The organism is Sorangium sp. So ce363, from assembly GCF_051520435.1.
Taxonomy (GTDB): Bacteria; Myxococcota_A; Polyangia; order Polyangiales; family Polyangiaceae; genus Sorangium; species Sorangium cellulosum_B.
Genome location: NZ_CP150333.1, coordinates 615,567 through 628,808 on the forward strand (window position 1 = coordinate 615,567; position 13,242 = coordinate 628,808).

Genomic DNA, 13,242 nt, shown 5'->3' on the forward strand with positions numbered 1-13,242 from the left:
GTCAGTCGACGCTCCTCGCGACGAAGCGGCGGACGGCGCCCTCGAGCGGCTCGTCGCTCCGCGCTCGCACGTACGTCGCCCCGTGGCGGCGGGCGAACGCGCGCAGCGCCTCGCACAGGCCGGCGAAGCGGGCCGCGTAGGCGGCGAGGGCCGCGGCGTCCAGGGTCACGTCGACGAGCGCCCCCGTCTCGGCGTCCTCGAGCGTCAGGTCACCCTCGAAGCTCGGCTCGAGCTCGTCGGCGGCGACGACCTGGAGGGCGGCGACGTCGTGGCCGGCCTGCGCCGCGCGCCCGAGCGCGGCGGTGAGCGGGCCGGGGTCGAAGAAGTCGGAGACGACGCAGAGGAGGCCTGGCCGCGCGCTCTGCCGCACGACGGCGTCGATGGCGCGCGCGAGGTGCGTCCCGCCGGAGGCCCTCACGCCGTCGAGGGCGCGGAGGAGCGCGGCGAGCCCCGCGCGCCCGCGCACCGGCGCGTGCTCGCGGGCGATGCCGTCGCCCGCCACGAAGAGCTGCGCGCGCTCGGAGCGCGCGAGCGACATGTAGCCGATCGCGGCCGCGAGCCGGCGGGCCGCGTCGAGCTTCGTGGGCTCCCCGAAGTCGAGGGACGCCGACGCGTCGCACACGATGCGGGCGATGACGTCCTCCTCGGCGCGGAACAGCTTGAGCACCGGCTCCCCGGTGCGGGCGTAAGCGGCCCAGTCGATCCGCCGCATGTCGTCGCCGGGCGCGTACGCCCGGTGCTCCTTGAACTCGGCCGAGCCGCCGCGGCGCCGCGCGAGGTGCTCGCCGGCGCCGCCGGAGCGGGCGCGGATCTCGAGCCGCCGCTGGAGCACCTCGAGCTCGCGGACGAAGCTCGCGCCGAGGAGCGGCTCGGGGGACGAGGGCAGCATCGGAGAGCAGTAGACATCGGCGCGGGCGGGGGTGCCAGCGGGGTCGCGGAGCAGCGGCGGCCCGCGCTCGGCAGGGGCGCCGGCCGCGCCCGGCCCGTGGTCGCCGCGGTCGCTCCCCGGCGTCGAGACAGACCGCCACGGTGGGGCAGGGCACCCCGTTCGCGCTCGCCGTGGCTGACGGGCCCCCGCCTGCGGGCGCGCCGCTGCTCCGTGGCTCGCTTTATGCGAGCCAGCGCTGTGGTTCCGCTGTCCGTGCGCCGGCTCGGCCGGTGGAGCCGCCGAGCGCCCCGTACCGATGTGTCAGCCGAAAGGAGGCACCGTGAAGGCCCTGGTTTTCCACAAACCTTCGGACGTCCGCGTCGAGGACGTCCCGGATCCCCGGCTCGAAGAGCCCACCGACGTCATCGTGCGCGTCACCGCGACCGCGATCTGCGGCTCGGATCTGCACATCTACAACGGCTTCTTTCCCCAGGCGAAGCCCATGGTGCTCGGCCATGAGTTCATGGGCGTCGTCGAGGAGATCGGCCCGCAGGTCACGAAGCTGCGGAAGGGCGACAGGGTCGTTGTCCCGTTCCCCATCGCGTGCGGGCGTTGCTTCTTCTGTCAGGCGGAGCTCCCCGTCCATTGCGAGAGCTCCAACCCCAAGCACTACGGCCCCGAGGGCGGCACGCTCGAGGGCAAGGGCGGCGCCCTCTTCGGGTACACGGACCTCTACGGCGGTTACGACGGAGGTCAGGCCGAGTACGTGCGCGTCCCTTACGCCGACTTCGGGCCACGGAGGGTGCCTGAGCGCCTCACCGACGAGCAGGTCCTCTTCGCGACCGACATCCTCCCCACCGGGTGGACGGCGATCGAGTGGGCCGAGCTCAAGGGTGGAGAGACGGTCGCCGTGTTCGGATGCGGGCCTGTCGGCCTCGCCACCATGAAGTGCGCCTGGCTCCGCGGCGCGGCGCGCGTCATCGGCGTCGATCGCGAAGAGTACCGCCTGAAGACGGCCCGCGAGGTCGCCAAGGCCGAGACCGTCAACGTCGACAAGGTCGACGCTGTCGAGGCGATCCGCGCGATGACGGGCGGGCGCGGCGCGGACGTGTGCGTCGACGCGGTCGGGATGGAGGCGCACCGCGGCCTCCTCGAGAAGGCCTCCAGCGCCCTTCACGGCCAGGTCGGGACGATATCGGCCCTCCGGCTCGCCATGAGCGCCGTGCGCCGGGGCGGGGTCGTGCCGGTCGTGGGGGTCTACGGCGTGTCCTACGACAACTTCCCGCTGGGCCAGCTCTTCGACAAGGGCCTGAAGCTCCGCGCCGGCCAGGCGCTGGCGCACAACTACATCGACCGGATCCTCAAGCACATCGAGGACGGCCACCTCCGGGCGGACGACATCATCACCCACCGCCTGCCGCTCTCGCGCGCCCCGCAAGGCTACGAGATCTTCAACAAGAAGCTCGACGACTGCGTCAAGGTCGTCCTCAGGCCCTGACGTAGCGCGCCGATCGCCCCTCCGGCGCCCGTCCGGCGCGCCGTCATGCGCCCTCCGCCCTTCGAGCACCGCCACCACGCCCCTCGTCGGCGGGCGATGCTCCACCGGTCGATCCGGCGCTCGAGAGCGGCCCAGGGGCTCGGGCGCCGCGGACACGCGAACCATCGCCCGCCGCAGCCCTGACGCCTGACACCGGCGTCAGGGGCGCGCGGCCGCGTTGCGTTGTAATTGGTTGAATTGATGTTTGTTTGTTCAGGGTATGGCGCTTGCTTGGGGCCGAACCTCGGCGAGCGCCCCGCTCGCTTGCTCGGCCACCCGCGATGGCCTCTGATCGCACGGAAGGAGAGCTCCCGATGGCCCGAGATCTGCGCTCAACTCGAACGCTCCTTCACCCCTTGTGGTTAGGAGCCCTGGCGCTCCTCGTCCTCAACGATCACGCCCTCAAGGGCTCTGGTGTGCTCCCTGGGTGGTTGACCGGGAAGCTCAGCGACTTCGCGGGGCTCCTGGTCGCGCCCGCGGTCCTCGCCTCGCTGCTCCGCGTGACCTCGCGCCGGGGATTCCTCGGCGCGCACGTCGTCATCGGCGTCGTCTTCTCGGCCATCAAGCTCGCTCCGGAGGCCGCCCGCGCGGTCGAGGGGCTCATGGCGCTCACGCCGCTCCCGTGGCGGATCACCGTCGATCCGACGGACCTCATCGCGCTGCCGGTCCTCCTCGCCTCGTACCGCGTGCTCGCCGAGGCGACGGCGCGGCCGGAGCCCGCGCGCCCGGTCGCCCACCGCCTGGCGCTGATGGCGGGCAGCCTGTCCTGCGTGGCCACGAGCTACGATCCGCCTCCGTGCGGCGAGGCCGAGGGGTGCGCGCCGCCGCAGCCGCAGGAGCTCGCGTCGCTCGTGATCGGCAACACGACCGGGACCGAGCAGCTCATCCGCGTGCGGCGCCTGCGGGAGTCGGTGCGGGTCGACTGCGGCGTCGTGCTCGACGACCCGACGAGCGCCCTCTCGCGCGATCTGTTCGCGAACGCCGAGACCTGGCTCATCGCGCCCGGCCGCGCGCTGCCGCTGGGCAACGCGGGGTGCGACGCAACCCTGATCGACGCCGACGGGCTGCCCCTCACGCTCCTCGCGTGGTCCGCGGCGGAGTTTCCGGAGCAGCTGCTCGTCACGTCGACGGAGAACCCGCAGCCGGATCGGATGATCGCGCTGCAGCGTGCCGGGGCCAGGCTCGAGCTCGCCGAGCACCCGGCGGTGTTCCCGGCGCCGCCTATCGAGACGCCGTCGCCCGTGAGCGCGTGCGGCGCGTACGCCACGGGGAGCGGGCTCGACTGGACCCTGCCCGTCCCCGGGGCAGGGGTCCTCACCGGCGTGACGTCGTCTCCGGACGGCTGTCATGCCCTCACGCTCGAGCGCGGCGACACCTTCTTCCTCTGCGCTCCTGCCGAGGCGATCCCGTTCAGCGAAGGCGACGTCCTCCGCGTGAGCTCCGTCGCGATCGACGGCGGCAGGTACCCGGAGCTCCCGCGGGACCAGCTCGCCTTCGCGCGCGGCATCCACATCGAGAGCGCGACGCACGCCGTGCTCGCGCTGCGAGGCAACGTGCTCGCCCGCTGGTCGATGGTGGGCCGGCTGCCGGCCGCCGATTTCTCGGCCGAACTCTCGCCGCTCCCGGGCTGCGACGCGTTCCACGACGCGTGCGGAAGCCTCGTCGCGCCGCTCGAGGCGTCGCTCCTCGGCGAGGGGATCTCCGGGGTCGTCTCGCTGCGGACGGGCGAGAGCGCGGAGCTCGCCGAGGGCGCCGGCGCGGTCTTCCTCGTGCGCGCCGACGACATGCCCGTGCGCGACGCGGAGTGCTTCACCGTTCCCGTCGATCAACCCCGCCTGCTCGAGTCGGTCTTGGTCGCCGCCACCGCGGCGCCGTAGGAGGTCACGCCATGAAGCTCCGAATCCATGATGTCCTCGCGCTCGGCGCCGCCGCCGCGCTCGGCGCGGCCGGCTGCGCCGATTCCGGTGACGCACGGGGCAGCGTCGCCGCACCCACGGATCCCCCGGGCAGCGTGGGCGTCTCCCAGGGCGGCGCGCAGGACTTCGGCCTGTTCCGGCAGATCCTCGAGGACGGCGAGATCCCCGGGCCGGACACGCTCGACGACGTCGGCTTCTTCGCCGAGCACAAGCTCGATTACCCGGCCGCGACCTGCGGCGAGGACGTGTGCATGCACGGGCTGCTCGGGATCATGGGCAACATGATCAGCGGCTCGCCCTGCACGCTCATCCAGATCGGGATGAACTCGCCCGTGGACCTCGGCGCGCTCGAGCGGCCGCCGCTGCACCTCGTCATCGCCGTCGACACGAGCGGCTCGATGGAAGGCGACCCGATCGCCTACGTCAGGGCGGGGCTCGTCGAGATGATCGGCGCCCTCCAGCCGACCGACCGGATCTCGCTCGTCCGCTACGCGGACGCGGCCGAGGTCGTCCTCGAGCAGGCGGAGGGCTCGGACAGGGAGGCGCTCACGGAGGCGTTCGAGGGCCTGACCGCGCGGGGGTCGACCAACCTGTACGAGGGGCTCTTCACCGCGTACGCGCTCGCCGAGCAGCACCTCGATCCGGCCTGGCAGAACCGCGTGATCTTCCTGTCCGACGGCGTGGCCACGGCCGGGCTCACCTCGCCTCAGCGCCTCGTGTCGCTCGCGGCGGGGTACGCGGAGAAGGGGATCGGCCTCACGGCCATCGGCGTCGGGGCCGAGTTCGACGTCGACGCGATGCGCGGGATCAGCGAGGTCGGCGCGGGCAACTTCTACTTCCTCGAGGACCCGAAGGCGGTGGAGGAGGTCTTCGCCGAGGAGGTGAAGACGTTCCTCGTGCCCCTGGCGCTCGACGTGGAGCTCGACGTCGCCGTGGGCGACGGTTACGTCGTGCGCGGCGCGTACGGCACGAACGGCTGGCAGGGCGGCGAGCGCGGCGGCGCCGTGCACATCCCGAGCCTCTTCCTCGCCGGCCGGACGAGCGCCGCGGAGCCCTTCGGCTCCGGCCGGCGCGGCGGCGGCGGCGCCATCCTGCTCGAGCTCGTGCCGAAGCCCGACCAGCAAGGCGTCGAGGACCCGCGCGCCGTGGGCAGCCTCGCGCTGTCGTGGCGGCACCCGCTGACGGGCGAGGCGCACGCGCAGGAGGTCGACATCGAGGCGCCGAGCGCGCCCGACGCGCCGCCGGAGGCCGGCTATTTCTCCGGCGACACCGTCGAGAAGGGCTTCGTCATGTTGAACCTCTTCGCCGGGTTCAAGCTCGCCGCCCAGCTCGCCGCGGACGCCGACCCCCGCACCGCGCGGCGCACGCTCGAGGCGCTGCGGCCGAACGTCGAGGCGTGGCTCGCGGATCATCCGGACCCCGACGTCGAGGACGACCTGCGCTACGTCGATCTGTTCATCGAGAACCTCATCACGGCGGAGGCGAACGTGCAGCCCTACACGCCGGCGGAGCCGCCAAACCCCTGGCCCGCCGATTGAGCCCCGCGCGCCGCGCGCCAGGTGACGGCGACGCGCGCCAGGTGACAGCGAGGCGCGCGAGGTGACACCAGCGCGCCGCGCCCGTGACCCCCATTCACGTCGATCCCCCTCAACACGCGTTTCGACGTCTCCACATCTCCACATGCGCTACGCGTGTACGCGTGCCCGCGTGCACGCGTACACAACAACGCGTCCCGTGCGCCGCAAACGTGCGCCGCGGCGATGTCGCTTCCTCGCGGCGAACGCCTTGTGTAGGATCGTATTTTCGCGGCCGTCGAGGAGGAGAGTGCATCTATGCGAAGATCCATGTGGTTCGGGTTGGCGAGCATCACCGTCTGTCTCACGGCCGCTCTCCCGGCGAGCGCGGGTGTCCCGGAGTGCGGCAACATTCGCTTCGAGGGCCTGTCGAACTGCGAAGTGCGCGTCACGGGCGAGTGCACCGCGGGCTGCAGCGAGCTCGGGATCTACAAGACCGCGTGCGCCACGAAGCTCGTGCCGGTCTGCAAGACGGAGTGCACCCTCTCGGCGGAGGCGGGCTGCACGGACAGCTGCACCGAGCAGTGCAGCGCGGACTGCGACAGGGGCATCAATGTCATCTGCTCCCACAACTGCTTCGTCGAGTGCACCACCACGCGGGACGTCGAGTGCAGTGGCGCCGTCGACGCCGCCCAGTGCGCCGCGACGTGGGACGCGAACTGCGACAGCGAGTGCGGCGCCAAGTGCGTGACGGTGGATGGCGGCTGCTACCAGCACTGCATCGAGTGCTGCGGGGGCTCGTGCACGGCCGACGCGAACATGGATTGCCAGACCACCTGCCAGGACATGCAGTTCGAGGACTGCGAGCACGAGTTCCGCGCGAACTGCGACGCTTCCTGCAGCGGCGACGGCGCGCTCTTCTGCAATGGGAAGTACATCATCTCCGGATCGCAGATCCCGGCGTGCGTGAACGCGCTGCTCGCGCAGGGCGTCAGCGTGAAGGCCGAAGCGGAGGTCACCATCGGTCCAGACGGCATCGACGGGAACCTCTCAGCCGGCATGTGCGCCGCCAGGCCTGCGAGCAAGGCCTCCCTCACCGCGCCGCTCGCCGTGTTCGCCGCGGCGGCAGGCTGGCTTGCGCGGCGCCGCAAGCGCTCATCGCGCACGTCGGGCTGAGCGTCCCCAGGTGAGCGTGCGGCCGACCCACGAGACGCTGCTCGCGCTGCTCCTCCTGTGCTCCGCGGGCTGTGCGAGCGAGGCGGCTGACGCGCTCGTGGTGATCGGCCTCACCACGGATATGGCGGTCGGCTTCCAGTTCGATCACATCGAGACGACCACGAAGGTGGATGGCGTCGTCACGGGCACCGAGCGTCTCTCGTATGGCGGGGGAGAGCTGTCGCTCCCGGCCGAGCTCGTGGTCGGGCCAGCGCCCGACGGCGCGGAGATCGAGCTGTCCATCGCGGCGTTCCGCGACGGCGAGGCCTCTCCCATCGTGACGCGGAGGGGCGCGACCCGCGCGGCTGGCGGGCGGAGTCTGCTCCTGCCCGTCTCGCTCGACGAGGCGTGCTGCGCGACCACCTGCGCGGCGAGCGCGACCTGCGCGGCGGGGGCGTGCGTCGAGCCCTTCATCGCCCCCTCCGCCCTCACCGACTACGACCCGCTGTGGATCGCGTCGGCGAGCGATGCGTGCAAGACGCCGGGCTCTGGCGACCCTGCGGTTGTGATCGGGCAGGGGGAAAGCGCGTTCGCTTCGCTGGAGCATGGCGAGGTGGTGCCGATCGAGGCGGGCCATCAAGGGGGCCATCACGTGTGGCTCGCGCTGCGCGTGACCGGCCTCCGGCAGATGGGCTCGCGCCTGACCGTGGAGGGGCACTTCCCCGAGCTGGAGTTCGAGCTCCTTCCCTTCACCGCGCAGGTCACGATGCATAAGGCCGGCGAGGACCGCTGCGAGATCGATGGCGTGCGCTTTCAGGTGGACCGGGGGCTCCCGGTCGAGGCCGTCCGGGGGCAAGCGCTCGATATCGAGGTTGCCCTGGAGGACCCGAACGGCGACGTCGCGATGGCCGCGCAGCGGGTCGTCATCTCTCCCTGACTCATCATCTGTCGGAGCGGCCTCATGAGGGGGTCGACTGCGGTTCCGGATCGACGCGCCCCCCTCGCGGGGGGGGCGCCGCCACGTCGCGACCTGTCGGAGCGGCCCTCGAGGCCGTCGATTTCGGTTCCAGATCGACGTGCCCCCCTCGCGAGGGGGGGCCGGCACGTCGCGACCTCTCAGGAGCGGCGCCCGAGGGCGTCGATTTCGGTTCCAGATCGACGTGCCCCCCTCGCGAGGGGGGGCCGGCACGTCGCGACCTCTCAGGAGCGGCCCTCGAGGCTGTCCGTTTTGGTCTTGGCTCAGCCAAGCACCCCTCGTACATGACGCCAGCGCGCCGAGACCTCCGTCGCGCCGCCGCGGCCGCCATCAGGCATGCGGCGGCAAGGGCGCCGGCCTGGCCCTCCTCCACGCCGCCGGTACGGCAACCGCAGCCCGCTTCGCTCGGCCGCGCCCCGCCAGAAGGCGGCGCCCCGTCTCCTGGTCCGTCGGGCGCTCCGCCCAGACCCGCGGCGCTCGCCTGGCCGCCGCCGCTCGCCGCCGCCGCGCCGGGGCCGGTCGCACTGGTCGCGCCGGTCGCGACAGCGCTCGTGCCGCTGCCGGCCGCGGGTGAACCGGCGTCCGGCGTGCAGTCCCGGTGGCCCGTCATCAGCGCGATCCTCGGCCAGTCCGTCGGGCAGACCGCTCCGACCGCGGTGCTCGCCGCGCACTCCAGAGGACCACGAATGCACCCCTGCTGGAGCAGCGGCTCGAACGTCGCGCCGCCGTCGAGCGAGCGGCCGATCGTGAAGCCGTCCAGGAACTCGCTCGCGCACGCGTAGAGGCCCGAATCCGTCCAGGCGAAGCAGCGCGGCGCGACGCTCGAGACGCGCTCGAAGGCCAGCGTCGACGAGGGCGCGCGGAAGACGCCGTCGACGTCGCTGCCCACCGCCACCGTCGCGCCGTCCGGCGAGATCGCGAACGCGCGCACGAAGCCCTCGGTCGTGAACACGGGCGCGAACGCCGCCCCGCCGTCCGTCGAGACGAACAGGCGCCCCGGCGCGCTCGCGATCCGCACGTACAGCACGTCGGCGTCGAGCGGATCGACCCCCGCGATGTACGGCTCGCGCGACGTCGTGCTCCCCGGCACCGCCGCGGTCTGCCACGTCTCCCCGCCGTCGGCCGAGCGCGCGAGCACCCCCTTGATGGCGCCGCCCTCGCTCGCGAGGCCGCTCACGTAGACCCGCCGCGGATCCGACGGCGCGACGTCGACCGTCCGGGCCACAAAGCCCGCCGGGAGCGGCGCCCCCGCGCCGGTCCAGCTCGCGCCGCCGTCGCGCGACGCCCAGAGGCCGTGCCTGGTCCCCGTGGCCACCGCGACGACGTGCGACGGATCGCCCTGCCGGACCGAGAGATCGATCACCTCCCGCCCCGCGAGCTCCGCGGCGCGCGCCCAGGCGCAGCCGCCCTCGGCGCCGACCGCGATCCCGTCGGCCAGCGCGGCGAGCACCCGGCCGCTCGCCGCCGCCGCGATGGGCGGGGATTGGCCGGCCGTGTCGTCGTACCCGACCGCGCCCTCGCAGATCCAGCGCCAGCTCGCGCCCCCGTCTCGCGTGGTCAGCAGGCCGTACGTCATCCGGGCGACGGCGCGCGCTGGATCCGCCGGGTCGAACACGAGCTGGTCCGCCGAGGGAAAGACGCCGTTCGCGGCCGCAGGGGAGGGGAGCGCCATGGCGGCGAGCGCGACGGCGCGCGCCGGGCGAGATCCCGGCCTCACGGCGCGCGGGGGAGGCGGTCGCATCGAGGATCCATCGTACCGCGGCGCGCGCCGAGAACCGCCCACGCGCCCTCCGCGCCCCGCTACACTCGCCGCAATGCCGGAGCGCATCGTCGTGTCCTTTCGAGGTACTGCGGCCCTCTCGCAGCCAGACAGCACGGACGCGGTCGCGCCGTGGCCCGGCCGCCGCGGCGCGCCGCGGGCGCCCGCGCCGCCGTCGCGCCAGAAGGGCGCCGCGCGCGCCGCCGGCGGCGCCGCGCGCGGTGAGGAGAGCTACCTCGCGAGGGCGCTCGCGCTGAAGAAGCGCGCCGAGGCGCTCGGCGCCACCCTGTGCGCCTGGAGCGCGCAGACCTTCTCGTTCGAGTTCACCCCCGACGACGTCGAGGAGGCCGTGCTGCTCGCCGCGCTCGCCGCGGAGGACGCCGCCGTGCACCCCGACGCGCGCTTCGCGGTCGGCATCGCGCAGGGCGAGATGACCTACGTCGGCGAGGCGGGGCGCTTCACCGCGCTCTCCTGGGGGCAGCCGCTGCTCGTCGCCGTCATGCTCGCCCGCGTCGCGCTCCCCGGCGACGTGCTCCTCGATCCCGCGCTCGCCGCCGTGATCTCGGGCGAGCTCATGACCCTCGGCGCCCACCGCGGCATCGACGGCGCGCGCCGGGTGCGCGGCCTCCGCCTCGACGCGCAGCAGCCGCTGCGCAGGCAGGTCGCCGAGAGCGTGGCGCGCCTGTGCAAGCCGCCGCTCATCGGCCGCGACGCCGAGCTCGCCGAGCTGGCCGTGCCCCCCGGCTCGCTCGCGATCGTCCGGGCCGAGCCCGGCGCCGGCGGCACGCGGCTGCTCCTCGAGCTGGAGAGGCTGCTCGCGCCGTCGCGGAGCCTCTTCGTCGCGCCGATCGGGGCCTCGCGCGAGCCGTTCGGCGCGCTCCGGCGCGCCCTCGCGCGCGCGGCGCTCCGCGCCGAGAAGAGCCGCGCCCGCGCGCCGGTGCTCCCGGATCGGCTGAAGCCCGCGCTCGCCCGGCTCCTCGCCGGCGAGGGCGTCGAGCCGAGGATCGCCGCCGAGGTGCTCGCCGTGTGGCTCGCCCCGTCCGACGTCCGCGTCGGCCTGCTCGCCGTCGACGACGCCTCCGAGGTCGACGCCGCGAGCCTCGACGCGATCGCCCTCGCCCTCTCGCCGGGCGGCGGCCTGCGCGCCGTCGCCCGGCTCGGGCGCTCGGATCCGCTCCCCGCGCCGCTCACCGGGCTCACCCCCGCCGCGACGGTCACGCTGGGGCCGCTCTCCGCGCCGGGCGCGCAGGATCTCGTCCGCCGCCTCCTCGACGGCTGCATCGACGAGGCGGGCGCGCGCCGCTGGGCCGCGCGCGCGCCCGCGTTCCCGCTGGCCGTGCGCGAGCTCCTCTGCGAGGCGCTGGAGAGCGGCGCGCTGCGCTGGATCAACAGGAGCGTCGGGCCGCGCCGGCGCAGCGCCGGGCGGGGCAGGCCCCCGCGCACGATGACCGGCGCCGAGCTCGTCGCGCCCCCCGCGCTCCGCTCGATCGAGGCCCGCCTGCGCCTGCTCGCGATCGGCCAGCGCACGGTGCTCACCGCGCTCGCGACCCTCGGCGGGGACGCGTCGGACGCGGCGATCGACGCGCTGTGCGACGGCACCGGCGCCCCGAAGGTCGCCGCGGTCCAGGCGGCGCTGCTCGGCGCCGGCTGGGTCTTCCGCCCGGAGCCTGGCTGGCTGCGGCTCTCCTCGCGCACGCTGCGCGACGCCCTGCTCGCGGGCGTCCCGCCGGGCGAGCGCGCCGCGTGGCACCTGGCCGCGGCGCGGGTCGTCGAGGATCACGCCAGCGTGCTCGGCCTCGCCGACGCCGCGTGGCACGCCGCGAAGGCGGGCGATCGGCGCTCCGCGGCCGATCTCGCCGGGCGCGCCGGGCGCGCGGCCGGCGACGCGCTGCTCGAGGGCTCGGCCGCGGAGCTGCTCGCGTTCGCCGACGAGCAGGAGACCGCGAGAGATCATCGGGACGGGGCGCCGGACAGCTCGTCGAGCCAGCCGCCTACCTACCGCACGCCCATCGAGGTGGTCGGCGACGCGCCGGAGCCGCAGCGCGCGGCGCGCTCCGCGCTCCCCGCGGAGGGCGAGCGCGGCGAGGGCGCGGGCGACGTGGCCGGCGCGCCCGCGGCGCAACCGGACGACACGTCTAAGGACTTTTCCGACGCGACCTCCCCGGACGTCGGTCTTCCGTGCGGCGACGCCTCCGGAGATCCGCTCGCGAAGACCACGGAGTCGCCCGTCCTGTCGATGAACGACATCGCGGTCCGCCTCGCCGAGCTGGCCAAGCAGGCGCTCGTCCAGGGCGACCTCCGCACGCTCGAGCGGCTCGTGGGCGAGCTCCGCCGCACCGGCGAGCACCTCGAGCTGGCGGAGCGCATGACCGGCCTGATCTCGCTCGGGCGCGGCGCGAAGGAGGAGGCGCTCCGGCGCTTCCGGATCGCCGCGGAGGCCGACGCGTCGCCTTCGCAGCGGGCCCGGGCGCTGCTCGCGTACGGCGTCGCGCTGGCCGCCGCGGGCCGCACGGAGGGCGCGCTCCTCGAGGCGCTGAGCGCCCTCGCGCGCGCCCGCGAGGCCGAGGATCCCCACGGCGAGCAGGCGTGCGCGCAGTTCCTGGCGCAGCTCGCGGCCGCGACCGGGCACGGGGAGGCGGCCCGCGCGTGGGCGCAGGTGGCGCGCCTCGCCGGCGCGGAGCCCCCCTCGTGACGGCGCATTGACAGCGTCGTCGCGGCTGTCCATACCGCCGGCCATGTCGTCCCGAGAGCCCTCCGGCGAGCCGGCTCCCGCGCCGGAGACCGGCGAGGAGCGCGCCGCGCCGCCAGCGCGCGCCGGCGCCGGAGAGCGCGCCGGCGCGCGCAGGGTCGCCGCGCTCCTCGTGCTGGCGCTCTCGCTCGGCGCGATCGCCGGCGTCGCATACCAGCGCTACGCCGCGGTGCACCTGCGCGCCCTCCCGAGGGTCCCGGGCTGTGTCCGCGGGGCGCGGGTGGCGCTGCGCAGGCCGGTCGCGGCGTCCGGCACGGAGCCGCGCCAGACGGCGTCGGGCGAGACGGTCTACCTCACGCCTGGGGAAGATCGCGCCGTCGCCTGCGCCTTGCAGCTCGACGAGGCGCTCGCTCGGCACCTCGCCGGAGCGCTGGCCGAGCAGGCGCCGGCGCAGCGCGCCGCCCGGCTGAGCGAGCTCGTGCGCGACCGCGTGCCGGCCGACCCGGCGTACGATCGCGCCGCCTCTGCGGCGTACATGATGGCCTCCGCGGCCCTGCGGGGCCTGCCAGACGACGTCCCCGAGGTCCGCGCCGCTGCGGAGGAGCTCGATCGGCATCAGGCCTGCCGCTTCGACACGCGCCGCCCCTGTCCGACGCGCCCGCCGCTGCCAGCGCTCGTCTGGCTCACCGGCGTCCCGGCGGCGCTGAGCCTGCTCGGGCTGCTCTGGATCGGCCTCGCCGCGAGCGCCGCGCGCTACAGGCGCTGGACGGCGCGCCGGGGCCGCTGATCGCCCGAGCTCGCGCGCGTCGCGCGCCTCCGCCTCTGCGA

The 13,242-nt window shown here is 74.6% G+C and carries 9 protein-coding genes; 7 read left to right on the forward strand and 2 right to left on the reverse strand.

What is annotated here, in order from left to right:
• Position 1 precedes the first annotated feature (1 nt).
• The gene (locus WMF12_RS02365; protein WP_437862094.1) at positions 2–889 is read right to left on the reverse strand and encodes a DUF58 domain-containing protein; all 888 of its coding nucleotides are present in this window, start codon (positions 887–889) and stop codon (positions 2–4) included.
• Between the two features lie 319 nt (positions 890–1,208).
• Between WMF12_RS02365 and WMF12_RS02370 the strand changes: the two genes are divergently transcribed.
• From WMF12_RS02370 to WMF12_RS02390, 5 genes are all read left to right on the forward strand, one after another.
• Positions 1,209–2,366 carry a zinc-dependent alcohol dehydrogenase gene (locus tag WMF12_RS02370; RefSeq protein WP_437862127.1) on the forward strand — a complete coding sequence of 386 codons (1,158 nt, stop codon included), beginning with the start codon at positions 1,209–1,211 and terminating at the stop codon, positions 2,364–2,366.
• Positions 2,367–2,719: 353 nt separating this feature from the next.
• The gene (locus WMF12_RS02375) at positions 2,720–4,282 is read left to right on the forward strand and encodes a hypothetical protein (RefSeq protein WP_437862137.1); all 1,563 of its coding nucleotides are present in this window, start codon (positions 2,720–2,722) and stop codon (positions 4,280–4,282) included.
• Positions 4,283–4,293: 11 nt separating this feature from the next.
• Entirely contained in the window at positions 4,294–5,859 is a 1,566-nt protein-coding gene (locus tag WMF12_RS02380) for a vWA domain-containing protein (RefSeq protein ID WP_437862160.1), read from the forward strand.
• 294 nt (positions 5,860–6,153) lie between these two features.
• On the forward strand, positions 6,154–7,011 hold the full coding sequence (locus WMF12_RS02385; protein WP_437862170.1) for a hypothetical protein: 858 nt from the start codon (positions 6,154–6,156) through the stop codon (positions 7,009–7,011).
• A 10-nt stretch (positions 7,012–7,021) separates the two neighbouring features.
• Positions 7,022–7,927: a hypothetical protein gene (locus WMF12_RS02390; protein ID WP_437862181.1), complete on the forward strand. Its 906-nt coding sequence runs from the start codon at positions 7,022–7,024 to the stop codon at positions 7,925–7,927.
• Between the two features lie 22 nt (positions 7,928–7,949).
• Here the strand turns inward: WMF12_RS02390 and WMF12_RS02395 are convergent, their stop codons facing one another.
• Positions 7,950–9,707, reverse strand: a complete 1,758-nt coding sequence (locus WMF12_RS02395) for a WD40/YVTN/BNR-like repeat-containing protein (protein WP_437862193.1) — start codon at positions 9,705–9,707, stop codon at positions 7,950–7,952.
• Positions 9,708–9,780: 73 nt separating this feature from the next.
• On the opposite strand from WMF12_RS02395, the gene WMF12_RS02400 reads away from it, so the two are divergent.
• Together WMF12_RS02400 and WMF12_RS02405 are read left to right on the forward strand one after the other, a co-directional pair.
• Complete coding sequence (locus WMF12_RS02400; RefSeq protein ID WP_437862202.1) at positions 9,781–12,417, forward strand: hypothetical protein; 2,637 nt, start codon at positions 9,781–9,783, stop codon at positions 12,415–12,417.
• Between the two features lie 43 nt (positions 12,418–12,460).
• Positions 12,461–13,201: a hypothetical protein gene (locus WMF12_RS02405; protein ID WP_437862211.1), complete on the forward strand. Its 741-nt coding sequence runs from the start codon at positions 12,461–12,463 to the stop codon at positions 13,199–13,201.
• Positions 13,202–13,242 lie beyond the last annotated feature (41 nt).

Bases quoted from the DNA above. Each gene is read 5' to 3' on its own strand.
- WMF12_RS02365 (WP_437862094.1), bottom strand. From the start codon at position 889: ATGCTGCCCTCGTCCCCCGAGCCGCTCCTCGGCGCGAGCTTCGTCCGC.
- WMF12_RS02375 (WP_437862137.1), top strand. From the start codon at position 2,720: ATGGCCCGAGATCTGCGCTCAACTCGAACGCTCCTTCACCCCTTGTGG.
- WMF12_RS02380 (WP_437862160.1), top strand. From the start codon at position 4,294: ATGAAGCTCCGAATCCATGATGTCCTCGCGCTCGGCGCCGCCGCCGCG.
- WMF12_RS02385 (WP_437862170.1), top strand. From the start codon at position 6,154: ATGCGAAGATCCATGTGGTTCGGGTTGGCGAGCATCACCGTCTGTCTC.
- WMF12_RS02395 (WP_437862193.1), bottom strand. From the start codon at position 9,707: ATGCGACCGCCTCCCCCGCGCGCCGTGAGGCCGGGATCTCGCCCGGCG.
- WMF12_RS02400 (WP_437862202.1), top strand. From the start codon at position 9,781: ATGCCGGAGCGCATCGTCGTGTCCTTTCGAGGTACTGCGGCCCTCTCG.
- WMF12_RS02405 (WP_437862211.1), top strand. From the start codon at position 12,461: ATGTCGTCCCGAGAGCCCTCCGGCGAGCCGGCTCCCGCGCCGGAGACC.